Annotated in this window: 23 protein-coding genes; 9 read left to right on the top strand and 14 right to left on the bottom strand. The window is 68.2% G+C overall.

Annotation, left to right across the window (positions count from 1 at the left end; translation table 11 throughout):
- Positions 1–561 precede the first annotated feature (561 nt).
- The 3 genes from ABIC35_RS10200 to ABIC35_RS10190 all read right to left on the bottom strand — a co-directional run bounded on the left by ABIC35_RS10200 (position 562) and on the right by ABIC35_RS10190 (position 5,873).
- Positions 562–1,938, bottom strand: a complete 1,377-nt coding sequence (locus tag ABIC35_RS10200; protein WP_121074413.1) for a protoglobin domain-containing protein — start codon at positions 1,936–1,938, stop codon at positions 562–564.
- 117 nt (positions 1,939–2,055) lie between these two features.
- The gene (locus tag ABIC35_RS10195; RefSeq protein WP_121074416.1) at positions 2,056–3,369 is read right to left on the bottom strand and encodes a surface lipoprotein assembly modifier; all 1,314 of its coding nucleotides are present in this window, start codon (positions 3,367–3,369) and stop codon (positions 2,056–2,058) included.
- Entirely contained in the window at positions 3,366–5,873 is a 2,508-nt protein-coding gene (locus ABIC35_RS10190; RefSeq protein WP_183049319.1) for a transferrin-binding protein-like solute binding protein, read from the bottom strand. The genes ABIC35_RS10195 and ABIC35_RS10190 overlap by 4 nt, the downstream gene beginning before the upstream one ends.
- 171 nt (positions 5,874–6,044) lie before the next feature.
- Between ABIC35_RS10190 and ABIC35_RS10185 the strand changes: the two genes are divergently transcribed.
- Entirely contained in the window at positions 6,045–7,421 is a 1,377-nt protein-coding gene (locus ABIC35_RS10185; protein WP_147425829.1) for a hypothetical protein, read from the top strand.
- 51 nt (positions 7,422–7,472) lie between these two features.
- On the opposite strand, the gene ABIC35_RS10180 is transcribed toward ABIC35_RS10185, so the two are convergent.
- Positions 7,473–7,994: a hypothetical protein gene (locus tag ABIC35_RS10180; RefSeq protein ID WP_147425830.1), complete on the bottom strand. Its 522-nt coding sequence runs from the start codon at positions 7,992–7,994 to the stop codon at positions 7,473–7,475.
- Between the two features lie 797 nt (positions 7,995–8,791).
- On the opposite strand from ABIC35_RS10180, the gene ABIC35_RS10175 reads away from it, so the two are divergent.
- From ABIC35_RS10175 to ABIC35_RS10165, 3 genes are all read left to right on the top strand, one after another.
- The gene (locus ABIC35_RS10175; protein ID WP_121074427.1) at positions 8,792–10,285 is read left to right on the top strand and encodes a radical SAM protein; all 1,494 of its coding nucleotides are present in this window, start codon (positions 8,792–8,794) and stop codon (positions 10,283–10,285) included.
- 317 nt (positions 10,286–10,602) lie between these two features.
- Complete coding sequence (locus ABIC35_RS10170) at positions 10,603–11,247, top strand: response regulator transcription factor (protein WP_121074430.1); 645 nt, start codon at positions 10,603–10,605, stop codon at positions 11,245–11,247.
- A gap of 96 nt (positions 11,248–11,343) precedes the next feature.
- The gene (locus ABIC35_RS10165; protein ID WP_121074433.1) at positions 11,344–11,703 is read left to right on the top strand and encodes a response regulator transcription factor; all 360 of its coding nucleotides are present in this window, start codon (positions 11,344–11,346) and stop codon (positions 11,701–11,703) included.
- A gap of 135 nt (positions 11,704–11,838) precedes the next feature.
- Here the strand turns inward: ABIC35_RS10165 and ABIC35_RS10160 are convergent, their stop codons facing one another.
- A complete protein-coding gene (locus ABIC35_RS10160) occupies positions 11,839–13,410 on the bottom strand; it encodes a PAS domain-containing sensor histidine kinase (RefSeq protein ID WP_121074436.1) in 1,572 nt (523 codons plus the stop codon).
- Positions 13,411–13,629: 219 nt separating this feature from the next.
- Complete coding sequence (purL, locus tag ABIC35_RS10155) at positions 13,630–15,864, bottom strand: phosphoribosylformylglycinamidine synthase subunit PurL (protein WP_121074439.1); 2,235 nt, start codon at positions 15,862–15,864, stop codon at positions 13,630–13,632.
- 97 nt (positions 15,865–15,961) lie between these two features.
- Here purL and ABIC35_RS10150 point away from each other — a divergent pair, with 97 nt between their 5' ends.
- Positions 15,962–16,336 carry a PAS domain-containing protein gene (locus tag ABIC35_RS10150; protein WP_121074442.1) on the top strand — a complete coding sequence of 125 codons (375 nt, stop codon included), beginning with the start codon at positions 15,962–15,964 and terminating at the stop codon, positions 16,334–16,336.
- Positions 16,337–16,339: 3 nt separating this feature from the next.
- On the opposite strand, the gene ABIC35_RS10145 is transcribed toward ABIC35_RS10150, so the two are convergent.
- From ABIC35_RS10145 to ABIC35_RS10135, 3 genes are all read right to left on the bottom strand, one after another.
- Positions 16,340–17,041 carry an LrgB family protein gene (locus tag ABIC35_RS10145; protein ID WP_121074445.1) on the bottom strand — a complete coding sequence of 234 codons (702 nt, stop codon included), beginning with the start codon at positions 17,039–17,041 and terminating at the stop codon, positions 16,340–16,342.
- On the bottom strand, positions 17,038–17,388 hold the full coding sequence (locus tag ABIC35_RS10140; RefSeq protein WP_121079164.1) for a CidA/LrgA family protein: 351 nt from the start codon (positions 17,386–17,388) through the stop codon (positions 17,038–17,040). Before ABIC35_RS10140 ends, ABIC35_RS10145 begins: the two co-directional genes overlap by 4 nt.
- An 83-nt stretch (positions 17,389–17,471) precedes the next feature.
- Positions 17,472–17,867, bottom strand: coding sequence for a winged helix-turn-helix transcriptional regulator (locus ABIC35_RS10135; RefSeq protein WP_121074448.1), 396 nt, complete (start codon positions 17,865–17,867; stop codon positions 17,472–17,474).
- Positions 17,868–17,955: 88 nt separating this feature from the next.
- Between ABIC35_RS10135 and ABIC35_RS10130 the strand changes: the two genes are divergently transcribed.
- Positions 17,956–18,804, top strand: coding sequence for an NAD(P)H-binding protein (locus tag ABIC35_RS10130; RefSeq protein WP_121074451.1), 849 nt, complete (start codon positions 17,956–17,958; stop codon positions 18,802–18,804).
- Positions 18,805–19,060: 256 nt separating this feature from the next.
- Here the strand turns inward: ABIC35_RS10130 and arsC are convergent, their stop codons facing one another.
- Genes arsC through aroQ form a run of 4 tightly spaced genes read right to left on the bottom strand, consistent with a single transcriptional unit; the run spans position 19,061 to position 21,732 of the window.
- On the bottom strand, positions 19,061–19,396 hold the full coding sequence (gene arsC, locus ABIC35_RS10125; RefSeq protein WP_093294186.1) for an arsenate reductase (glutaredoxin): 336 nt from the start codon (positions 19,394–19,396) through the stop codon (positions 19,061–19,063).
- Entirely contained in the window at positions 19,393–20,757 is a 1,365-nt protein-coding gene (accC, locus tag ABIC35_RS10120; RefSeq protein ID WP_121074454.1) for an acetyl-CoA carboxylase biotin carboxylase subunit, read from the bottom strand. The genes arsC and accC overlap by 4 nt, the downstream gene beginning before the upstream one ends.
- Before the next feature lie 11 nt (positions 20,758–20,768).
- Positions 20,769–21,254, bottom strand: a complete 486-nt coding sequence (accB, locus tag ABIC35_RS10115; protein ID WP_121074459.1) for an acetyl-CoA carboxylase biotin carboxyl carrier protein — start codon at positions 21,252–21,254, stop codon at positions 20,769–20,771.
- A 43-nt stretch (positions 21,255–21,297) separates the two neighbouring features.
- Positions 21,298–21,732 (bottom strand): type II 3-dehydroquinate dehydratase, encoded by a 435-nt coding sequence (aroQ, locus tag ABIC35_RS10110; protein ID WP_121074462.1) that lies wholly within the window; start codon positions 21,730–21,732, stop codon positions 21,298–21,300.
- Between the two features lie 80 nt (positions 21,733–21,812).
- Between aroQ and thiS the strand changes: the two genes are divergently transcribed.
- From thiS to ABIC35_RS10095, 3 genes are all read left to right on the top strand, one after another.
- Positions 21,813–22,817: a sulfur carrier protein ThiS gene (thiS, locus tag ABIC35_RS10105; RefSeq protein ID WP_121074465.1), complete on the top strand. Its 1,005-nt coding sequence runs from the start codon at positions 21,813–21,815 to the stop codon at positions 22,815–22,817.
- Positions 22,817–23,584, top strand: a complete 768-nt coding sequence (locus tag ABIC35_RS10100) for an alpha/beta hydrolase (protein WP_121074468.1) — start codon at positions 22,817–22,819, stop codon at positions 23,582–23,584. The genes thiS and ABIC35_RS10100 overlap by 1 nt, the downstream gene beginning before the upstream one ends.
- A 90-nt stretch (positions 23,585–23,674) precedes the next feature.
- Positions 23,675–23,845: a CsbD family protein gene (locus ABIC35_RS10095; protein WP_066719684.1), complete on the top strand. Its 171-nt coding sequence runs from the start codon at positions 23,675–23,677 to the stop codon at positions 23,843–23,845.
- 248 nt (positions 23,846–24,093) lie between these two features.
- Here the strand turns inward: ABIC35_RS10095 and ABIC35_RS10090 are convergent, their stop codons facing one another.
- Entirely contained in the window at positions 24,094–24,351 is a 258-nt protein-coding gene (locus ABIC35_RS10090) for a hypothetical protein (RefSeq protein WP_121074471.1), read from the bottom strand.

Raw genomic sequence — 24,351 nt, 5'->3', positions numbered from 1 at the left:
CGGCGTCGGGGACGTGGCCGGGCTGGTGCCGCTGCCTGCGGGCGCCGGCGATCCCGCCGAGGCGACGCCGCCGCTACTCCCGCCGCCGCTGCACGCGGACAGCAGGGCGCTGGCCGCGAGCGCGGCAACGCTTACCGAATATTTCAACATGCCCCCCCCCGTTGCTAAGGGCAGGTTAACCAATCGGTCGCGCGCCGCACAAGCTTGTTTCGGATGAGGACGTGCTATTTCCGCACAGGGCTGCGTACCTAGGTCGATAGCCACGGGCAGGCGAACCGCCTCGCGCAGGATCGCGACGCCTGCGAGGTCCCGTTGCACCGAAACGGTCGAGGACAGCGTCGCGGGCGATCGATCCCTTTCCATCCTGTGACGCGCGTCACGCCGCTGCGTTGCCGCTTTGTGGCAGAGGCACTGCAGCGCCGGAGCCAAGGGTTCGCGGCGCACCAGGTCTCCCAGGACGCCGCTTTCGGGGGAACGCGGCGTCCCGTGCGAGCGGGCATGTCCAGGCCGGGGGGCTGGGCATGCCCGCTCGCCCTCATTGGGGGCTGCCGGAAACCTCGGTCAGTCTGCCATCGCGCCGAGCGCCTTCACCGTCGCGCGCGCACCCGCGCTCGGCCCGGCTTCGCCCGCTTCCTGGAAGCTGTTCGCCTGGCGGGCCAGCCGGTCGACCTCGCGCGCCAGGTTCTGTGCGGCGGCCGAGGTCTGCTCCACCATGGCCGCGTTCTGCTGGGTGGCGCGGTCCATCTCGCCGATGGTTGCCGACACCTCGCTGATCGCGCCCGCCTGGGTCTGGTTGTCGCTCGCCATGCCGGAGACCAGCTCGTTCACCGTCGCCACGTCGCCAGCGATGTTGGACAAGGCGCCGTCGACCTTTTCGACCATGCCGACTGCCGCGACGATGTCCGCCTGGGTGGCGGTGAGCTGGTCGCGGGCGCGACCGGCCTCTTCCTCCGCCCGCATCGCCAGCGCCGAGACGAGGTCCGCCACCACCGCGAAGCCGCGGCCCGCCTCGCCGGCGCGGCCGGCTTCCACCGCGGCGTTCATCGCCAGCACGCGGGTCTGGAAGGCAATCTTGTCGAGGCCTTCGATCACATTGTCGATGCCCTTGGCGCTCTCGGAGACGCGCTCCATCGCCGCGACCGCCTGTTCGGTGATCGTGCGGCCGGTATCCACCGTCGCCTTGGCGCCGTCGGCGCGCTCCACCGTGCGGCTGGCGCTCTGCGCGGTGGCCTTGAGGCGCTGATCCATTTCCTGCACCGAGGCGGCGGTCTCGGCGAGGCTGGCGGCGTTGGCTTCGGTGCGGCGGGCGAGGTCGCCCGAGGCCTGGGCGATCTCCTGCGAGCCGGTCTTGATCGCATCCACCGTCTCGTTGATCGCGCCGAGCAGCGCGGCGAGCGCCTTTTCGCGCTCCTGCAGCGCTTCCATCGCCTTGGCGCGGCCGGCCTGTTCCTGCTCGAAATAGATCGAGACCGACATTTCGAGGTCGATCAGCGCGGCGGTGACGATCGCGCGGAGCTGGTCGAAGCGCGGATCGGGCTTGCGGCGGCCGAAGGGGAGGCGGGGGCCGCTCTCCATCGCGGCGAAACTCTCGATCATCGAATCGAGGATGATGGCGTAGCTGCCGATATACCATTGCGGGGTGAGCCCGATCTGGGCGTGGCGCGCGCCGATGCGCTTCACCCGCTCGACATAATCGGCATCGAAGGCGGCACCGGAAAGGTGTGCCCAATGATCGGCCTGAAGCTGCTTGGCCTTGGTGATGTGGCTCGAGCCCGAGAACATCTTCGCCGTTTCGGGATGCGCGGCGATCTGGGTGTAGAGCCGGTCGAGCGCCGGGGCGAGCGCCGTCTGGATCGTGTCGCGCGCGTCGGCGATAATGGCGCGCTTGTCCGCGGTGTAGCCGACGAAATCGAGGCGGGTGGTGAGTTCGGGGTGCAAGATCCGGCTCCTGGAACGGGCGATGCCCTTTCCGGGATTATAGTGCACCGCTACGTGCCGAGCGGCGCGTGCCCCCGTGTCCCTTGGGACATTCCGGGGCCCTCCGGAGGCCCCGCCTCAGAAGGCCCGCGTCAGCCCGATCGTCGCCGCCTTGCGGGTGAAGTCGTAGATGCCGACCGTGGAACTGTTGCGCTCCCAGTCGAGCCGCAAGATCGGCGCGAAGCCGTGGATCTGGAGGCGGCGGAAGGTGGCGCCGGCGCCCAGGCTGATGTTCCAGTCCTTGCGGCGCTCGGGGAACAGGAACAGCCGCGCGTCGCCCTCCAGCCGGCGGACGCCCGCCGTGGCATAGACGGTGGTGCGGCCGAACTCGCGCCAGGCGAGCAGGCTGCCCGCGCCCGAGGCGGTGGCATAGCCGGGGTCCTCGGCATTCTGGCGGGTGGCGGAAAGCGTGATGCTGCCGCCGGCGCGGGCGGAGAAGGCGCGCTCGTACGACACCGCGCCGTTGAGCAGCAGGCCGTCCTGCAGATGGTTGCCGCGATAGGTGGTGTCGGCGAGCGTGACGCTGGTGGTCAGCTGCGCCTTGGTGCCGAGCGGATGCTGCCAGTCGATCGCGGCGGTGGCGGTGCGGGCATAGGGGCTGCCGCCATACCAGCGCTGGGTGCCGCCCACCGAGGGACGCAGTCGATCGCGGCCGAGGCTCCATTCCAGCCCGACCAGCCCGGAGGCGGAGACGTCGTTGAAGCGGCCCTCGCGGTAGAAATCGCCCTGGCCCGAGACGCGCGGGACCAGCGAAAGGTTGGTCGCGATCGGCACGCGCGCATAGAGCTGGCCGCCGGCATGCGCGCCAACGCCGGATTGCTCGCGGGCATCGCGCGACAGCTGGAGCGGGGCGAGCACGGTATCGAGCGTCGCCGCATCGGTGGCGCGGTTGACGTTGCTGTCCGGCACCAGCGCGACTTCCAGGCTGGCACCCCACGGCTTGCGCGAGCGCAGTGCGGCAGCGAACTGGTCGACGATCTGCGCGACCTGCGGCGGCAGCCCGCCGGCCTGGGCGGCGCGCAGCTCGCGGCGGGCGGCGCCCTCGTCGCCGAGCTGGGTGAGCAGCCGGGCAAGCTCCAGCCGCACGCGTGCGGCGCCGGGCTTCTCGTCGAGCAGCGCGCGATAGGTGGTCGCCGCCTCGCGCTTGCGGCCGAGCTTCTCGAGCAGCTGGCCGAGCCGGAAGCGCGCCTCGGCGCGGACCTCGCTATCGGGGTCCTTGGCGAGCGCGCGGTACATCGTCTCCGCTTCGTCCGGACGGCCGGCGCCTTCGGCCTGGGCGGCGAGCGCGAACAGCTCCACCGCCGAGACCTGGCGTTGCTCGGGTGCCTGGGCAAGGGCGGGGATCGGCGCGAGCAGGGCCAGCGCGAGGCAAGTCACGATGCGGTGGGTCACGGCGCCTTCTTAGCGAGCGTTGCGCCGTTGAGAACCGCCTTGTCGCCGTTGGAGAACGTTTGGACGGCACCGAAACGCGCGCCGATCTCCTGCGCCTGCGGGCCGAAGAACCAGCCGGTGAGGCTGCCGCTGCCGCCGGTGCCGCTGAGCGCGCCGGTGAAGCCGTTGGCCGAGATACCCGCGCCGGCGAAGCCGAGGCTGCCGAAGTCGCGTGTGCCGGCCGCGCCGCTGCCGGTGATGGCGAGGCTGCCGCTGGCGCTCGCCCGGGCGAAGTCGACCGCGAAGCTGCTCGTGCCGCCGAGCGTGTAGCTCGCGGCCCCAACGGTGCCGGTGCCGAACACCTGCCCGGCATAGCTGGCGGTGCCGGTGCGCGGCATCTGGTCCGCCGTGGTGCGCTGGCCGAAGGGCAGGTACCAGCGCAGCGGATCGCTGCCCGCCGCCGCGTCGCTGGCCAGATAGGCGAGTTCGGCGAAGCTGGCATAGCTGAGCGCGAGCGGGCCCTTGCCGGCATCGTAGATCCGCGCCTGGACGGTGCCTGCGGCCAGCGTCTTGCGATAAACGTCGAAGCCCGCGTCGCTGGTGATCGCCTCGCGATCGGCGGCGGTGAGCAGCACCAGCGTCTCGGACAGGCCGGGCAGGCCGGTCACGCTGTAGCCGGCGGCGGCATCGCCGGCGAAGTCCGGCGTGGCCAGGGTCCGGCCGCCAGCGAGCGCACTGCCGCTCTTGGCGCCGACCAAGCTGACCGCGGCTGCCTCGCCGCTCGCATCGGCGAGCGCGGCGGCGGCGCCGACCTCGTCGGCCGCGGGGCCGTAGAAATGGCCGGTCAGCGCGCCGCTATACCCGGCGAACAGCGCAAGGTTGAGGCTGCCGGTGAAGCTGTTGGCGCTGCTGGACAGCGTCGCCGATCCGCTGAAGCTGCCGGCGGTGCTGGTGGTCGCGTTGGCCGCATCGGTGAAGCTGGCGGTGGCGGTGCCGCTGGTCGCGATCGCGCCGCTGGCGAAATCGGCGGTGAGCGTGCCGCTGCCGGTGACCGCGAACGGCCCCGGCTTGCTGGCGTCGGCGAGTGCGCCCGCCAGCCGCACGGCATAGCTCGCCGATCCGGTGCGCGGCACGCTGCCGGCGGCGGTTGCCATGCCGAAGGTGAACGCGTCGGTCACGCTGCTGGTGATGCCGTTGCTGCTGCTGGTCGTCGCCCAGCGGGCGGCGCGGACATAGCGCATGCCGCCCAGCGCATCGAGCGTCAGCTGGTCCGGGGCGCCCGCCGTGGGATTGGCGGGGAACAGGCCGGTGCGCGCGCCCGAGATCACCACATAATTGCCCGAGGCGGCGTCGTAGCTCACCGTCGCCGGCTGCGCGGCGGCGCTGGGGGCGGTGAGTTCGCCCGTGGTATCGCCGTAGCGCGCGGTCAGCGTCGCCGCCTCGCCGGTGAAGATCTGGCTGGCGGTAAGGCTGGTGAGGCTGGCATTGCCGGTCTGCGCGCCCGACTGGCGGCCGATCAGCACGCCGGCGGCGGCGCGGCCATCGGGATTGGCCGCGCTCCACGCCGCGCCGACTTCCTGCGCGCCCGTCCCGTAGAAGCGGCCGTCGAGCGTGCCGGCGAGCTCGCCGCCGGAAAAGGCGAAGATCCCGGCAAAGGCGTTGTTGCTGGCTGCCATCTGGGCGAGGCCTAGAAAGGCCGAGCTGGTGATGGTGGCGCCGGTGGTGGTGGAGACCTCGCGCACCTCGCCGCTGGTGACGACCTTGCCAGTGGCGAAATCGACCTGGAGCGTGCCGCTGCCGACCAGGCTTTCGAGCACGCCATAGCCGAGCGAGCCGACCAGATCGACCGCATAGGCACCGTTGCCGACGCGCGGCTGGGCGGCGTCGGGCGTTTCGACGCCATAGGTGAAGGCGTTGAAGCGGAAGGCGCTTTCGCCCGTCGCCGCCATGTCCGCACGCTGCCAGAAGCCGGCGCCGACATATTGATAGGTCAGCGCGCCGCTGGTGCCCGGCAGGGTGAGCGTCAGGGTGTAGTCGCTGGTCGCGCTCGCGTGGCGATAGACCCGCAGCACGCTGTTCGACTGCGACGTGTCCATGTCGCCGGGAAGGAAGGTCTCGGTGTTGACGCCGTCGCTGACCGTGTAGCCGCGGGTGGCTGCATCGAAGCGGATCGTGAGGGCACGCGTGTCCGCCAGGCAGCCGCACGCACGTGCATCAGGATAAAAAGTCCCCGCGTAGCCGGTCGCGTCGTTGTCGAAGCTTTCCGTCTGGGTGAGCGACAGCAATGAAGCGTTGATCGGCGGATTGGTTGGCGTCGGCGTCACGCCCGGCGTAGGCGTGGGGGTGGGCGTGGGAGACGGCACCGGGGTAGGGGTTGGCGTCGGGCTCGGCGTGGGCGTCTTGTCCGGGGTGGGCTGGGGTGCCGCAGGCGTGGTTGCGACGCCGCCGCCGCCCCCACCGCCGCTGCAGGCGCCGACCAGGGCCAGGGCAGAAACCATCGTCGGGAAGAGGATCGCGCGCCGCATGCCGAATCCTTTGAAAGACGCATTAACCATGGACTCGGCTATGCGGCGCGCGACGCTAAGTTTTGGTTAATCCGATGTTTTTCATATTGTTGCCGGAGCTGTCCGCATTGTCATGCTTTGTTCACCGGAGGCGGCGGATGGTGGCGGCACGATGTTGGACAGGATGACGCGATGACCCGGATCACCCCCTGGATGCTCGGCGCAGCGCTGCTCTGCGGAGCCGCGCACCCCGCCGCCGCGCAGAACGGCGCGATCGTCACCGCCGGCTCCGCCGACGTCGATGCGGAGGGCGAGAGCAGCTATCGCTGGATCGACCGCGCCCATGCGCTGTGGGACACGCTGGGCGACGCCCCGCCCGACTACAGCTTCCGCTTCGACGGCGGCACGCCCGTCGCCTGGGAGTTGCGCGACGGCTATTGGGTGGTGGCCGAGGACCAGTCCGAGGGCGCACGCACCTATTTCTTCGCCTCGGGCGAGCGCGGCCCGTTCCTGGTGCGCGAGGCGGATCGCAGCTTCGGCTATCAGGATGGCAATGTCGCCGCGGTCTATGACGGCGGTGGCCGGCTGCTGCCGCGCGACGCGGGCGTGCGCTGGATCGACGCGGGCGAGCGGCTCTACCAGCGCGGGCGGCGGCTGCGCGATGCGCTGCTCGACCGGCAATGGGACGCGGTGGACACCACCAGCTGGGGCGACATGAACCTGTTCTTCGTCGGCATTGATCCCGGCTGGGATTCGGGCTGGCAGTATCGCGGCGCGAACTTCGCCTTTGCCGATCAGCAGCGCTGGGCTGCCGAGCGCGCCCGCCGCGCGGCGATGGCGGCGGCGTTCGCGCGCTGGCGGAGCGGCGGCTTCAACGGTCCGCCGCCGCCGGGGCTGGGCCAGCACTGGCAGCATCGTCCGCCGCGGCCGGGCCGCCCGCCGCACGCCGCGCCGCCGCCCGGGGCAGGGCAGCCGGTCCCGCCGCCACCGGGCACCGGCAAGCCGGGGCGGCCATGGATGTGGGGCGGGCTGCCGGGGCAGCGCCCGGATCGGCCCGGTCGCCCGCAAGGCGGCACGCGTCCAACGCCCCCGCCTGGCACGGTGACGACCACGCCGGGGCCCGGTGCCGTTGCACCGAGCCAACCGCCGGTCACCGGTGCACCGAGCGGGAGCGCGGGACGCCCGCGCCCGGACGGCTGGACCGCGCGTCCACCGCGCGGTGACGGCGACGGGCGCCCGGGCTGGCAGGGCCCGCGCCCGGGCTGGTCGGGGAACCGGCCGGGCGCCGGCACGCCGCAACCCGCGCAGCCGCCCGCTGCCGCACCGGCACCGGCAGCACCCGCGGATGCGGGGCCCCGGCGGGGCGGCTGGATGACACCGAATTGGGCACGCCAGCCACGGCCGGACAGCGCGGGCGCGCAGGTGCCGCGCCCAGTGTTCAATCCGCCGGCGGCACGTCCCCAGGCCGCGCCCGGCCGTCCGAGCCCGCCCGCCGCTGCCACTCCCGCACCGGGGGCCCGGCCGGTGCCCCCGGCCGTCAGGGCGCGGCGTGAGGCCCGCGGCGACTGACGCTGCACCGATGCAAGGCGGACGAGAGGACTCGGTGTGGCGCGCGCGATCTCAATCGAAGTAGCAAAAGTAGAAATAACCATTTTCAAGGTCGTAGTGATCGCGACAATAATTCACAAACTCGTGGAGATTATTCAGATAAACGACGGTCTGAACGCCTCTTCGGCTGATTTCTTCGGCGGGCCGGTTCACATGGAAATGTGTGAATAGTCCGTTGCCCCGGTCGGAAAGTCCCGAAAGATTTGCATCGGTCTGGCTGAGGCCGGTGAAATTGCCATCGGCATCTCGCTCGATGCGAGCATAGTGAAATCCATGGTTGGCAAGGTTAAAATAAGCGATCGCCGTCGCTATTGCCGGTATCGGGGTGATAACGAAATAGTTGGCGCTGCGGGCATGGGCAAAGTTGAAGCTCGCTGGTGTTCGGTATGCTAACGGTTGCTGGGCGTGTGTGAACCCGTCAATGGATCCGGATTTATAGGGTCCGGAGCGGTTTGCCGCATATTGTCCACAATCCGCCTGGCTGCCGATACCGTGAAAACTTCTCTGGTTACCTTGCGACCAAGTATTATTCATTAACTGCATCCTCGTTCACGCTATGGCGGTGTCCCGCAACGGTGGGGGCGAGGGTACTTCGAAATGATGTCGTCGCGGCCATGCTTGATGACAGTCGTGACATGCGGCGCTGCCCGGAAAGGCGCGGACGCCCGAACCCGGATCGCTCTGCATCCCCGGCGGCGGTCGAATGGCGTCTCCTCCCGCTCATTCGGGGGTAGCCCCACACCCCTCCCGGGATTGCTCCCCCCGCGTCCCTTGCGTCACCCCATGTTGCGAAGGGATCGCAACCATGCCCCGCCTCGCTCCCGCGCGGGAAGCGGGCTGGCGTCTTTTGAACGGACCTCCGTTTCGTGCCGCCGGAGAAGGGCGATACGCGTCCGTTCTGTTGCAGTCCGTATGAGGAACGCGACCTAACATATCGGCGACTGCGCGCCTAAAATTTGCAGGATTCAGCACTAAGAGTTGGAAATTTGTCTACATTAACCAGTGCGTCGTGTTCGGCGATGTCGACAGATTTAGCGGATGCAGGGAATCCGACGATGTACGTCCAAATAGGCACTCCAGGCGGCTTCATGCGAGCGGATCACGCCGCCTGATCCAAGCTGGAAGACATGCTGGGGATCATGCCGGACGACCGGATCAAAGCAAGCATCAGGCGTCCGTAGGAACGAAATCGGAGCGGCGGCTCCGCTCACCACCCAATGGGGCAGACACCCTGCAACGCGACATGACCCGGGCCGGTGATTGCACAAGAAGGGCCCGCCGTCGGCGGTTTGCGTTGGGTGAAAGACCCGAAGAACGAGGTAAGGGACATAATGAACGCGATTACGCATATTGAACCGAGCCTCGATCCTGAGACGGAGAAGGCCGTCGAGATATTCGCGTTGATCGTGAATGATCTCCGGCAAGACGTGGATCGCCCGGAAATGTGGGAGGCCTTTCCACAGTTTCTCGCTGCCGTCCCGAAGCTTCCGGAACAGGCCAGGGGCGCCCTGCAATACTATGCTGGGCGGGATCAGACCATAGCGCAGGCGGCGACCATTGTTCTCGCCCTTAGCGCCGCACATTCGGGCGCGGTGGACCAGGCGATCGGGCTGATGACCCCGCTCCTTGCCGTCAACGCAAACTCGCCGCTGGTTGCAGGTGTCACCTTCTTCCTTCAGGGAATGGCTGCACCCGACAATCCCAAATATCAGCTCGCCGGCAAGATCTGCCCGGTGCCGTTCGAGCGGCTCGACGTGCTCGAGACCAGCAGCCATCTCTGCTGTTCAAGCTTCCTGAAGCCGAACGTCGGCAACCTACAGGAAGCCGCCGACTGGCGCGACGTCTGGAATTCGCGATCGGCCGAGGCGATCCGCGCAAGCATCCACGACGGCAGCTATCGACATTGCAACAAGATGTCGTGCCCGACGATCCAGTCGAACACCATCCCGCCAGCTGAAGAACTCTCCGCCCGATCGAGCGAATGGCGGGAGATTATCGAGCAGCGCGAGACTAGCCTCGAGCAGGGCCCGGTGGTGGTCAATCTTGCCTATGACAGGACCTGCAATCTCAGCTGCCCGAGTTGCCGAAGCAGCAACTATGCGGCCGATGAAGCGACACGTCTCCAATATGACGCGCTTCAGGAGCGGGTGATGTTGCCGATGCTGAAGCACACGCAGGTCGTCACCATCACCGGCTCGGGCGACCCCTTTGCCAGCAAGAACTTCCGGCATCTTATGCAGCGGCTGGCCGACGATGATTATGCCAACCTGAAATTCCACATCATGACCAACGGCATGCTGTTCACGCCACGCGAGTGGGAGCGCTTCCCGGCCTTGCATAATCGTGTGAACGTGCTGTCAATCAGTCTCGACGGTGCGTCCGCCGCGACGCACGAGACGCTCCGCCGCGGCGCGCGCTGGGACGTTATGGAAAAGAACCTGTCCTTTGCCGGGGAGTTGCGCCGCCAAGGCCTTATCGACGCCTACCACCTGGGCTTCGTCGTGCAGGTCGAGAATTATCATGAGATGGGTGAGATGATCAGTCTCGCAGAACGGGTGGGCGCTGACGGTGTCTATTTCGGCAGGATCACGAACTGGGGCACGTTCTCGCAGGCCGAGTACAAGCGGAAGGCGGTCTTCCTACCGGAGCACCCGGAGCATGGACATTTCATCGAAGCGATGGCCGATCCGCGGCTGACCGATCCCCGCGCGCATCTCGGCAACTTGGTCGACTTCCTCCCTGAGGCGAAATCGATGCGCCGGAGCCAGGACGCACAGACGCCAGCTGATGCGGACAGCGAGATGAATGCTGCCTTTGCAGGTTAGCTGTTGGCAATCGGAGCGGCGCGCAGGGTACGATCGGTATCGTGCCGCGCGTCGTTCCCAGGCCCTCTTCGAGGGAACGCTTCTACTCAGGATGCGGGGCAAATCCGGACAGGACTCCCGATCCGTTCCAGCCATGCGCCTGTCATAGGTTCGTGCCTGGGGATTTAGCGGCATTCGGCAGCGCGCGGCTGCCATAGTCCCTCCTGCTGTTGGGCGGGACACGCGCCGGCATCCCATTCGGGGGGCACCCCTGCACCCCATCCGGGATTGCTCCCCGGCGCCCCTTGCGCCACGCCTGTTGCGAAAGGATCGCAACCATGCCCCGCCTCGCTCCCGCGCCCGACGCGCAGCCCGTCGTACTGGTGGTCGACGACGATCCGCTGGTGCGCGGGTCGCTCGATTCGCTGTTCCGCTCGGTCGATTTCGCGGTGCGCAATTACGGCTCGGCCCAGGAATTTCTCGACGCCGCCCTGCCGGAGACGCCCTGCTGCCTCGTCGTCGACGTCCGGATGCCGCACATGGGCGGGTTCGAGTGCCGCGACCGGCTCGCCGAGCGCGGAGTCGACCTGCCGGTGATCTTCCTTACCGGCCACGGCGACATCCCGATGTCGGTCAAGGCGATGAAGGGCGGGGCGGTGGACTTCCTCACCAAGCCGTTCCGCGACCAGGACATGCTTGACGCGGTCAATGCCGGGCTCGCCCGCGCTGCCGAGCGGCGCGGCGCCGCGCAGCAAAGCGAAGCCGTCCGCCAGCGCTTCGCCACGCTTACCGCGCGCGAGCGGCAGGTGATGGAGGGCGTGGTTCGGGGCTTGCTCAACAAGCAGATCGCGGGCGAGCTGGGCATCGCCGAGATCACCGTGAAGCTTCACCGCGCCAGCCTGATGCGCAAGATGGGGCTGCGCACCGTGCCCGATCTGGTCCGTGCCGCCGAGGCGCTGCCGTCCTCCGATGGGAATGCGTAGTTTCCCGAATAACCAAGCGTATAGCTTACAGACGCGGCAACGCACCCTAGCTTTGTAGCCAGTCCCGGATGGCCCGGCGACATTGGAGCGTAGCGCGTGCCGGACAGCCTGGTTGCCGTGGTGGATGACGATGCCCTGGTGCGCGATGCGGCGGCGAGCCTGATCCGCTCCTTCGGCTATCGCACCGCGATCTATGCCTCGGCCGACGCCTATCTCGATGCCGGCGACGATGCCGCGGACTGCGTGCTCACCGACCTGCAGATGCCCGGCCGATCGGGGCTGGAGCTGCGCCAGCGGCTGCGCGAGCGCGGATCGACGGTGCCGGTGATCCTGATGACCGCCTATCCCACCGCCGAATTGCGGGCGCGTGCGGCCACGCTGGATCTGGTGGCACTGCTCGACAAGCCGGTCGATCCGGACCTGCTTTGCGGCGCACTGGAACGCGCGCTGGGCTGACGATGCCCCACCTATTCATCGTCATTCCGGCGAAAGCCGGAATCCATTGGGGTCGGCGTCTCGGCTCCAGCTGGTAGCGCGTGGCGTCTGGATCCCGGCTTCCGCCGGGATGACGGCCTGGGGGGAGCGCTGGACTCAGGCCGCGAGCGGCAGCTCGATCGCCGCCAGCGCACCGCCATCGGGATGGTTCGCGAGTGAAATGCGGCCGTCGTGCAGCTCGACGATCGAGCGGCAGATCGACAGGCCCAGCCCCATGCCGCCGGGCTTGGTGGTGGCGAAGGTCTCGAACGGCTCGGCGATCTCGGGCGCGAGGCCCGGCCCGTGGTCGCGCAGCAGCAGCAGGACATGCTCCTCCTTGGCGTGGAGCGTCAGGTCCATCCGCTTGTCGGCGATCCCTGCCGCTTCCATCGCCTGCAGCGCGTTGGTGATCAGGTTGAGCAGCAAATGCTTGAGCAGGATGCGATCGCCGACCACCGTCGGCTCGCCCAGCGGCGCGACATGGATCCGTGCACCGTGCGCGTCGAGATCGCGCGCGGCGATGGCGAGCGTGTCCGCAACCAGGGTGCCGAAACCCAGCGGCTGCATGTCGCACTGTGCGCCGCCGACCAGCGAGCGGACCCGCCGGATCACCGCATGGACGTTCGCCACCGCCTGGTTGAGCCCGGCAAGCGACAGCCGAACCTCGGCGAGGTCCGGCTCGGGCCGGGCGAGCCAGCGCGCGGCGGCATCGGCATAGCTCTGCACGGCGGAGATCGGCTGGTTGATCTCGTGCGCGATCGAGGCGGACATCGCGCCGATCGCGGCGGTGCGCTGGACGCGCTCCAGCTCGATACGGGTGCGCTCGACGGTGGTCTCCAGCCGCTTGCGCTGGCGGATGTCGAGGATGCTGCCGGGCACGTGCGCCAGGCAGGTACCGGGCGCCAGGCTGAAGGCGACGATGATGTCGATCGGGGTGCCGTCGGCGGCGATCACCTGGGTTTCGGCCTGGAACATCGGGCGGCGCTCGTCGATCGCCAAGATGCAGTCGGCGAAGCTGGCGTCGCTTTCGGGCAGGAAGTCGCCCAGCTTGCGGAAGAAGGCGGCTTTGCTCGGCACACCCATCAGGTCGAGCGCGGTCTGGTTGACGTCGGTGATGCGCACCTGGCGGCGGATATGGGCGACGAAATCGGGGTGCGCGCGCAGATAGGCGCGCAGATCGGTGACGCCGCTCGACCGCAGCGCCTGGATCGCGGCGTCGACGCAGCTGAAATCATGCTCCCAGATGGCGACGGCGAGCGTGTCGGTCATCGTCGCATAGCGGCGCTCCTCGCGCGCCACGCGCTGGTCGAGCGCGATGCGGTGGAGCAGCAGCGCGGTGGTGACGGCATTGGCGGCGAGGCTCACCAGCAGGCGCAGCACCGCTTCGGTGGTCGGCGCATCGCGGTGGACGACGACGAAGCTCGTCAGGGTGAGCGCGGCACAGGCCAGGCTCCAGCCGATCAGCTGGCGCCGATCGAGCCGTGCGCCCGCGAGCAGCAGCACGACCGCGTAGAGCGTGGCGATGGCGCTGTGGAAGCTCGTGAAGCTGTCGATCCAGAAGATGCCGAGCGCGAGCAGCGCGGCGGCGAGGGCGCGCAGGCGGGCGCCGTCCAGCGCAGCACCCAGCTGTGTTCCGCCCGACAAGGCGACGCTGCCGCCGCTCGTGGCCCGATCCCCGAAATCCGACATGGGGGCAGGATGCCGCGATGGCTGCGGTGTCACCAGCCCAAGGCGAGCAAGGCGGTACCCCCCATTTGGGGGTTGTAGGGGGGGCGGAGTTCGCACTTCTTAGCCCCTCCCCTTCAGGGGAGGGGTTGGGGTGGGGCAGTGTCTCACGGAGACCAACAGACGTTCTGGAATCCCTCCACCCCAACCCCTCCTCCGAGGAGGAGGGGCTTAGAGCATTGGTCAGATCGCGTTTGCTTCGCTCACCGCTTCCGCCGCGCCCATCAGCGCCGGGAAGAAGCCCTCATGCGCCGTGCGCAGGTCGGCCAGGCTCACGCAGAAATCGCCTTCCTCCATCTCGAAGATGATGCGGTTGGCGATGGTGCGGCCGATCGGATCGGCGGCGAGGCCGGCCTTGTCGGCGGCGACCAGGAAGTCGGCCAACGCCTCATCCTTCACGGTCACCACATACAGGCCCTGGTCCTCGCCGAACCAGCTGCCGGCGACGCCGAACGGCTGGGGCTGGTCGAGGATCGCGCCGATGTTCGAGGCCAGCGCCATCTCGGCGATCGCCACCGCCAGGCCGCCGTCCGACACGTCATGGCAGGCGGTGATCGCGCCGCCGCAGATCGCCGAGCGGATGAACGCGCCGGTGCGGCGCTCCATCATCAGGTCGACGGGCGGGGGCGGGCCTTCCTCGCGGCCGCAGATCTCGCGCAGCCAGATCGACTGGCCGAGATGGCCGCCGCGCTCGCCGACCGCGATGATCACGTCGCCGGTGCCCTTGAAGGCGATGGTGCAGTTCTTCTGCCAGTCCTTGAGCAGGCCGATCGCGCCGATCGCCGGGGTCGGCAGGATCGCCGAGCCGCCGCCGGTCGCCTTGCTCTCGTTGTAGAGGCTGACATTGCCCGAGACGATCGGGAAGTCGAGCGCGCGGCACGCCTCGCTCATGCCTTCCAGCGCGCCGACGATCTGGCCCATGATCTCGGGGCGCTGCGGGTTGGCGAAGTTGAGGCAGTTGGTCACCGCCAGCGGGGTCGCTCCCACCGCGGAGAGGTTGCGCCATGCTTCGGCAATGGCCTGCTTGCCGCCCTCGACCGGGTCCGCGAAGCAATAGCGCGGGGTGCAATCGGTGGTGATCGCCAGGCCCTTGTTCGTGCCGTGGACGCGGACGACCGCCGCGTCACCGCCCGGGCGCTGCACGGTGTCGCCGCCGACCATGTGGTCATACTGCTCCCAGATCCAGCGGCGGCTGGCGATGTCGGGCGAACCCATCAGCTTGACGAGATCGGCGGCGGGATCGGTGCACTCCGGCACGTTCTGCAGCTCGGGCTGCTTGGGCGTCGGCACATGCGGGCGATCGTAGAGCGGGGCGTCGTCGGCCAGCGGGGCGAGCGGGATGTCGCACACCACGTCGCCCTTCCACTTGAGCACCATGCGGCCGGTGTCGGTGACATGGCCGATGACGGCGAAATCGAGCTCCCACTTGCGGAAGATCGCCTCGGCGAACTCCTCACGGCCGGGCTTGAGCACCATCAGCATGCGCTCCTGCGATTCGGAGAGCATCATCTCATAGGGCGTCATGCCGGTTTCGCGCTGGGGCACGTCGTCCATGATCAGCTCGATGCCGACGCCGCCCTTGGACGCCATCTCGACGCTGGACGAGGTGAGGCCGGCGGCGCCCATGTCCTGGATCGCGACGATCGCGTCCGAGGCCATCAGCTCGAGGCAGGCTTCGATCAGCAGCTTCTCGGTGAACGGATCGCCGACCTGGACGGTGGGGCGCTTCTCTTCCGAATCCTCGCCGAAATCCGCGCTCGCCATGGTCGCGCCGTGGATGCCGTCGCGGCCGGTCTTGGAGCCGACATAGACGATCGAATTGCCGACGCCGGATGCTGCCGAATAGAAGATCTTGTCGGTATCGGCGATGCCGACGGTCATCGCGTTGACCAGGATGTTGCCGTCATAGGCCGGGTGGAAATTCACCTCGCCGCCCACGGTCGGCACGCCGACGCAATTGCCATAGCCGCCGATGCCGTGGACGACGCCGGCGATCAGATGCTTCATCTTGGGATGATCGGGCCGGCCGAAGCGCAGCGCGTTCATGTTGGCGATGGGCCGCGCGCCCATGGTGAACACGTCGCGCAGGATGCCGCCCACGCCGGTCGCCGCACCCTGATAGGGCTCGATGTACGACGGATGGTTGTGGCTCTCCATCTTGAAGATCGCCGCCTGGCCGTCGCCGATGTCGACCACGCCGGCATTCTCACCGGGGCCGCAAATGACCTGGGGGCCGGTGGTCGGCAGCTTCTTCAGGTGGATGCGGCTGGACTTGTAGCTGCAATGCTCGGACCACATCACCGAGAAGATGCCGAGCTCGGTCAGGTTCGGCTCGCGACCGAGCGCCTTGAGGACGCGGTCATATTCTTCGGGCGAAAGGCCGTGCTCGGCCACGATCTCGGGCGTGATCTGGGTCATGGCCGGACCCCTTAGCGGGGTGTTCGCCGCGCGTCACCCCGGGAGTTACGGAGAGGGTGGGGAACGCTGCATTAACCGGGGCATGCTAACGTTTGGCATGTTTATCCAGCCTCTCCTCGGCAAGGGACTGCGCGCCGGCGATCCGCTGATCCCGCTGCCGGCTGCCTGGGAGTGCGATCTCGCCACCGACGCGCTGCGCTGGTCGCCGGGCGTCTATGACCTGTTCGGCGTCCCAAGGAGCGAACCGCTGTCCCGCGACGACGTGGTCGCGATGTACACCCCGGAGTCGCGGGCGATGCTGGCGCGGGTCCGCAACAGGGCTGTCGCGGAAGGCGCGAGCTTCACCATCGACGTGGCGATCCGCCGCCGCGACGGCGCCCTGCGCAAGATGCGGCTGACCGCCGATGTGGAGTTCGAAAACGGCCGCCCGGTGCGGCTGTACGGCACCAAGCAGGACGTGACCGACGAATAGGGGCTACAGCACCGCCCAGAGTGTCAGCAGTAACGCGGTCATCGCGGCGTTGAGCGCCATGCCGATGCCGGCGAAGGTGCCGCCCAGCTCGGAAACCTGGAAGGCGCGAGCCATGCCGATGCCGTGCGCCGCGACGCCGGTGGCGAAGCCGCGGACGCGGTAATCCTCGATCCGCAGCGCGTTGAGCACCGGGGTTGCGATCATCGCGCCGAACACGCCGGCGATCAGCACGACGATCGCCGCCAGCGCCGGGATGCCGCCCAGCTGCTGCGCCAGCGCCATCGCCACCGGCGTCGTCACCGAGCGCGGCGCGACCGTCGCGAGGATCGCGGCGCTGCCGCCGAACGCCCAGACAATCGCGGTGACGCTGAGGATCGCGGTGAGCGAGCCCGCCGTCAGCGCGAGCAGCAGCGGCCCGGCGGCGCTGCGCACCAGCGCGCGGTTGCGCCACAGCGGCACCGCCAGCCCGACCGTCGCCGGGCTGAGCAGGAAGGGGAGCACCGCCGTGTTCTGCGCATAGACGGGGTAGGGGGTGCGCGTCGCCAGCAGGATCGCGATCAGCACCGGCGTCGCCAGCAGCACCGGGTGGCAGAGCGGATGGCGGTTGCTGCGCTTCGACAGGCGATCGGCACCTTCGAACACCAGCAGCGTGACGGCGAGCCAGAGCAGGGGCGTCGCCTGGAGCGTCGTCCAGAGCGCGGTCATGCGCCGCGCTCCTGCCGGGCGAGGGCCCAGCGGAAGACGAGCGCGGTCACCACCACGGTGAGCAGCGTCGAGGCGAGCGTGGCGACGACGATCGCGACGCCGTTGGTCGCGAGCACGGGACCCTCCTCGATCAGCCCAACGGCGGCAGGAACGAACATCACCGAGAGGTGCGCGGTCAGCCAGGCGGAGACCTGCACCAGCGTGGGCCGCTCGCCCGGGCGGAGCAGCAGCCAGCCGAGCAGCAGGAACATGCCGAGCACCGGTCCGGGCAGCGGCAGGCCGGTGACGAGGTGAATCCCCTCGCCAATCAGCTGGCAGAGGAGCAGGGTGGCGATGGCGGCGATCATGGCCGAGTGCCATGCCATGCCGGCGCGGCGAGGTACAATGCGGGGTACGTCAGGGCTGGTCGCGGGACGCGCAAGCGGTGGCGCTACTCGGCAGCCTCCGCCTGTTCCTCGGCCGGCATCAGCGCGGCGATGTTCGCCTGGATCCACTCGACCAGATCCTCGACCTTGGCCGCGGCCTGCTCGCCCAGCGGCGTAAGGGTATATTCGACGTGCGGCGGCACCACCGGCAGGCTGTAGCGGGTGACCAGCTGGTGCGCCTCGAGCTGCTGGAGCGTCTGGGCCAGCATGCGTTCGCTCACCCCGTTCACCCGGCGGCGGAGCTCGCTGAAGCGGCGGGTGCCGTCGCGGAGGGCTACCAGCACGAGCAGGCCCCAGCTGCTGGTGATCCGCTTGAGCACCGCGCGTGACGGGCAATCGGGGACGAACACGTCGCCGCGGTCCATCATCGCGGCCAAGGTGCGGGGCGTCTCATCCGACATTTTTGATACTTACCTTTGTGTGCGTACTTACGATTCGTAAGTGGGGTGTTACATCGCTCTGGTCAATCCACGATTGGAAGGAACTGCCATGTACGCCATCACCGGAGCTTCGGGCCAGCTGGGCCGCCTCGTTATCGAATCGCTGCTGCAGAAGGTCGCGCCGAGCGAGATCGTCGCGCTGGCGCGCAACCCCGAGCGCGTTGCCGATCTCGCCGCCAAGGGCGTGACCGTGCGTGCGTTCGACTATGACGCGCCGGAAACGCTGGCACCGGGGCTGGCGGGCGTGACCCGGCTGCTGCTGATCTCGGGCAATGCCATCGGCAGCCGCGTGCCGCAGCACCAGGCGGTGATCGAGGCGGCCAAGGCGGCGGGCGTGCAGCTGATCGCCTATACCAGCCTGCTCCGCGCGCAGACCTCGCCGATGCAGATGGCGGTCGAGCACAAGGCGACCGAGGATCTGCTCGCCGCCAGCGGCATCCCCGCCGCACTGCTGCGCAACGGCTGGTACACCGAGAACTATCTGATGAGCGCCGGTCCCGCGATCGAGCATGGCGTGCTGATCGGCAGCGCGGGCGACGGGCTGGTCTCGGGCGCGGCGCGCGCGGATTATGCCGAGGCGGCGGCGGTGGTGCTGGCGCGTGGGCAGGCGGGGACGTTCGAACTGGCCGGCGACAGCGGCTTCACCCATGCCGAACTGGCGGCGGCGCTGGCCGAGGCATCTGGCAAGCCGGTGGCCTATCAGGACCTGCCGCAGGCCGAGTACGCCAAGGCGCTGGAAGGCGCGGGGCTGCCGGGTCCGTTCGCGGCGATCCTGGCGGACAGCGATGCGCGGGTGGCGGACGGCGCGCTGTTCGACGAGTCGAAGACGCTGTCCGGGCTGATCGGCCGGCCGACCACGCCGTGGCGCGAGACGATCGCGGCCGGGGTGCAGGGCTGAAAAATTCCTCCCCGGAGCGGGGAGGGGGACCATTCGCGCCAGCAAATGGTGGAGGGGCCGCGCCGGCAGGCGCGGAAACCTTCCCGTGGGGGTGCGGGGCTGAGCCAAGCCCTTGTCATCCCGGCGGAAGCCGGGATCCATTCGCCACTCGCTCCAGGCAGGAGCCGATACGGCGACCCCAATGGATCCCGGCTTCCGCCGGGATGACGGCTGTTGGTGGCGGGATATCTGCTCGCTCCGGCGAGAAGATGCCCCGTTACAGGATTTCCCGAACCTTCTCAGGCGGCCTTCCCAGCCGGACCCCACGCTCCGTCACCACCAGCGGGCGTTCGATCAGGATCGGGTTGGCCGCCATCGCGTCGAGGATCGTGTCGTCGTCCGCGCCCTTGAGCGGCTTGGCGGCATCCTCGGCGATGCGCAGGCCTTCGCGGGCGGTCATGCCCGCGCGCTTGTACAGCTCCGCCAGCGTTTCGCGGCTCGGCGGAGTCTTCAGATATTCGATCACCTCCACCTCGGCGCCGGCGTCCCTGAGGATCGCCAGCGCCTCGCGCGACTTGGAGCAGCGCGGGTTGTGGTAGATGGTGGCCTTCACGCCGCGGCTGCCTCGTCCTGCTTGGCCAGCCACTCTTCGAGCCACTTGATCGTATAGTCGCCCTTCAGGAACTCGGGATCGTCGAGCAGGGCCTGGTGGAGCGGGATCGTCGTCTTGATGCCGTCGACCACGAACTCTTCCAATGCCCGCTTCAGTCGCAGGATGCAGCCCTCGCGGGTGCGGCCATAGACGATCAGCTTGGCGATCATGGAGTCGTAATAGGGCGGGATCCGGTAGCCCGAATAGATGCCGCTATCGACGCGGACGTGCATGCCGCCCGGCGCGTGGAAATGCGTGATCGTGCCCGGCGAAGGCGCGAAGGTGCGCGGATCCTCGGCGTTGATGCGGCACTCGATCGCGTGGCCGCGGAATTCCAGATCCTCCTGGCGCACCGACAGGCCGTGCCCTTCTGCGACGCGGATCTGCTCGCGCACCAGGTCCATGCCGGTGATCATCTCGGTCACCGGATGCTCGACCTGGAGGCGGGTGTTCATCTCGATGAAGTAGAACTCGCCATTTTCCCACAGGAACTCGATCGTGCCCGCGCCGCGATAGCCCATATCGGACATCGCCTTAGCGACGATGCCGCCCATGCGCGCACGCTCCTCGGGCGTGATCACCGGCGATAGCGCCTCTTCGAGCACCTTCTGGTGGCGGCGCTGGAGCGAGCAATCGCGCTCGCCCAAATGGATCGCGTTGCCGTTGCCGTCGCCGAACACCTGGAACTCGATGTGGCGCGGATTGCCGAGATACTTTTCGAGATAGACGGTGGCGTCGCCGAACGCGGCCTTCGCCTCCGAGCCCGCTTGCTGCATCAGCGTCTCAAGCTGGTCCTCGCTGGTGCACACCTTCATGCCGCGACCACCGCCGCCCGAAGCGGCCTTGATGATCACCGGATAGCCGGCCTTGGCGGCGATCGCCTTGGCCTCTTCCAGATCCGCGATCGGGCCGTCCGAGCCGGGCACCAGCGGCAGGCCGAGCGCGCCTGCGGTGCGCTTCGCTTCGATCTTGTCGCCCATGGTGCGGATATGCTCGGGCTTGGGACCGACGAAGATCAGCCCGTGCGCTTCGACGATCTCAGCGAACTGGGCGTTCTCCGAGAGGAAGCCATAGCCCGGGTGGATCGCATCCGCGCCCGAAATCTCGGCGGCCGAGATGATGTTCGGGATGTTGAGATAGCTCTCCGCCGCGGACGGCGGGCCGATGCAGATCGCCTCGTCCGCCAGGCGCACGTGCATCGCGTCGGAATCGGCGGTGGAGTGCACCGCCACCGTCTTGATGCCCATTTCGTGGCACGCGCGGTGGATGCGCAGCGCGATCTCGCCGCGATTGGCGATCAGCAGCTTCTTGATCTCGGGCATGGCCGTTCCCGTTACTCTACCACGACGAGCGGCTGGTCGAACTCGACCGGCTGGCCGTTCTCGACCAGGATCGCCTTGACCGTGCCGGCGCTGGGCGCGTGGATCGGGTTCATCACCTTCATCGCCTCGATGATCAGCAGCGTGTCGCCGGCGGCGACCTGCTGGCCGACGGTCACGAAGGTCTTCGCTTCCGGATTCGGCTTGAGATAGGCGGTGCCGACCATCGGCGACTTGACCGCGTTCGCGGCCGGCTGCGGCGCGGCGACGATCTCGGCCGGGGCAGCGGCAGCGGCCGGCGCGGCGAGCATCGGCGCCGCCGGGGCGGCGGCATACTGCACCGCTGCGGGCGCTGCGGTCACCTTGCGCGCGACGCGGACGCGGCGTTCGCCGTCCTCGACTTCGATCTCGGTGAGCTGGGTGTCATCGAGCACGGCGGCGAGCTGGCGAACCAGCTCGATGTCGACCATCATTGCACCCGACTTGGTTTCTTCGGCCATACGACCCTTCTTTTGAATTCTACAGATGAAACGGCGCCCTCTGTCAGAGACGCGCGGCGGCTTCAAGCGCGAGCATATAGGAGGTTGCACCAAACCCGGCCACTGTGCCTTTCGCAGCACGGGCGACGAGGCTCGTGTGGCGGAAGGATTCGCGCGCGTGCGGATTGGAGAGATGCACTTCGATCACCGGCGTGCTGATGCTTTTGATCGCATCGTGTAGCGCAACCGAGGTGTGCGTGTAGCCTCCCGGATTTAGTAGGACGGCGCGCGCGCCATCGGCCTGGGCTTCGTGCAGCCAGTCGATCAGATGGCCCTCATGGTTGGACTGGCGCACCTCGACCTCGAGCCCCAGCTCGCGGGCGCGATCCTCCAGCATGCCGGCAATGTCGTCCAGCGTGTCCGACCCATAGATTTCCGGCTCGCGGAGCCCCAGCAGATTGAGGTTGGGACCATTCAAGACGAAGATCGTATCGGCCAATGCAAAGCGCCTTTCGGTTGCGGGCAGGATGCGGTCCTCCCTATATGAGCCGGCGTCTCCGATCAAATCCAAGGCTCTTCATGCACAGCGACGGCACCGTCTCCATCCGCGTCAACGGCGAACACAAGCGCATCACCGCCGGGCTCACACTCGCACAGCTCGCGAGCGAGCTGGGGCTGGTGCCCGAGAAGGTGGCGGTGGAACGCAACCTCGAGGTGGTGCCGCGCTCGACGCTGGCGCAAGTGATCGTCGAGGACGGTGACGAGCTGGAAATCGTGCACTTTGTCGGCGGCGGCGACCATGCAGCGCCGCTCGCGGACGACAGCTGGACGGTGGCGGGCAAGACCTTCCGTTCGCGGCTGATCGTCGGCACCGGCAAGTACAAGGATTTCGAGCAGAATGCGGCCGCGGTCGCGGCTTCGGGTGCGGAGATCGTCACTGTGGCGGTGCGCCGGGTGAACGTGAGCGACCCCAAGGCGCCGATGCTCACCGACTATATCGATCCGAAGAAGATCACCTATCTCCCGAACACCGCCGGCTGCTTCGATGCCGATTCGGCGATCCGCACGCTCCGCCTGGCGCGCGAGGCCGGTGGCTGGGAGCTGGTGAAGCTGGAAGTGCTGGGCGAGGCGCGGACGCTGTATCCGGACATGGTCGAGACGCTGCGCGCCACCGAAGTGCTGGCCAAGGAAGGCTTTTTGCCGATGGTCTACTGCGTCGACGATCCCATCGCCGCCAAGCGGCTGGAGGATGCCGGCGCCGTCGCGATCATGCCGCTCGGCGCGCCGATCGGGTCGGGGCTCGGCATACAGAACCAGGTGACGATCCGGCTGATCGTCGAAGGCGCCAAGGTGCCGGTGCTGGTCGATGCCGGCGTCGGCTCGGCCTCGGACGCGGCGGTGGCGATGGAGCTGGGCTGCGACGGCGTGCTGATGAACACCGCGATCGCCGAGGCCAAGGATCCCATCCTGATGGCGGCGGCGATGAAGGCTGCGGTCGAGGCCGGGCGGCTTTCCTATCGCGCCGGCCGCATGGCGAAGCGCCGCTATGCCGATCCGTCGAGCCCGCTGGCAGGCCTGATCTGATGCGGCGCGCGCTGGCGGCACTGGCATTGGTCGCGGTGGCGGGCTGCCATCCGCGGCCGCAGAAAGACCCGATGGACAATCAGGGCCCGATCTCGGCCGAGCCGGTAACGCTGCGCGCCGCCGACGGGATCAAGATCGCGGGCGTCTATACCAAGGCGGCGAAGCCCAAGGCGCTGCTGCTGCTGTTCCACCAGGCCGAATCGGGCAAGGATGAGTACGCCTTGCTCGCGCCCCAGCTGGCGCAGGCGGGCTATTCGTCGCTGCGGATCGACCAACGCGCCGGCGGCACCTTGTTCGGCGTCAACGAGACGGTGAAGATGCTCGGCCATTCGGCCAGCTATGCCGATGCGAAGAAGGACCTCGACGCCGCCTTCGCCTGGGCGGAGCAGCAGAAGCTGCCGATCATCCTGTGGGGCAGCAGCTATTCGGCCGCGCTGATCTTCCCGCTCGCCGCCGAGCACAAGGGGCAGGTCAAAGCGCTGCTCGCCTTCTCGCCGGGCGAGTATCTCGACGAGAAGGGCGCCGTCGCGCGCGCGGCCAGGCAGGTTACCATGCCGATCTTCGTCACCTCGGCGCAGGACGGGAAGGAAGAGGATGCCACGCGGGCGATCCTCGCCGCGTCGCCGTCGACGCAGAAGACCCAGTTCGTGCCCAAGCTGGGCGGGGTGCATGGGTCGTCGACGCTGCTGCGGACCAAGAACCCGAACGGCGCGCTGGACGCATGGCGCGTGACCAAGGCGTTTCTGGGCGAAGTCACGCGCAACTGATCGGGAACGGTCCCGCCCGACAGTCGTTATTTCAGGCAAGTCGCAGGTGTCGTGTCGTGTGGCACCCGACCTTAGCCAGGAGTATCGATCATGGGCGAGCTGACCGACAAGATCAAAGGCAATCTCAACGAGCTGGCCGGCAAGGTGAAGCAGCAGAGCGGCAACCCGGAAACGCGCGATGAAGGCGCGGCGCAGGAGCTGAAGGGCAAGGCCCAGCAGCTCGGCGGCAAGGTGAAGGGTGCGCTCGGCGACGACATCTGAGTCGAGCGAGAGACCGGACAATTGGACGGGTCGTACCGAAAGGTGCGGCCCGTTCTGATTCTATCTAAAGCCCCTCCCCTTCAGGCGCATCAGGTCGGCGCTGCCCCCGGCAGCGCCTGAACAGCGCGGGGCGCTGTTCACCTGATGCGGGGTTGGGGTGGGGCAGTGTCTCACCGAGACCAACTGATGTTCTGGAATCCCTCCACCCCCAACCCCTCCTCCGAGGAGGAGGGGCTAAGAAGGGCTCCTCAATCCGGAACGTAGAACGCCCACATGTCCGGCTCGACCTGCGCCGCGGCGAAGCGCACCGGCGCCGAGGCGAGTCCGACCTCGCAGATCATGAACGAGAAGAGCTGGTCCGTGTGCAGCGGGTGCGGCAGGCGAACGGTGTTCTTGTTGATCCACCGCCACTCGCACTGCCAGAGTTGCCGCCCTCCCAGACGCACGCGGTCTCCCCGCTTGCCGAGATGCGCCGTCTTCCACCGCTCTTTCGTCTGCTGTCCCAT

The sequence above is a fragment of the Sphingomonas trueperi genome, assembly GCF_040545965.1.
Taxonomy (GTDB): Bacteria; Pseudomonadota; Alphaproteobacteria; order Sphingomonadales; family Sphingomonadaceae; genus Sphingomonas; species Sphingomonas trueperi_C.
This window is presented reverse-complemented; position numbering and strand designations above follow the sequence as displayed.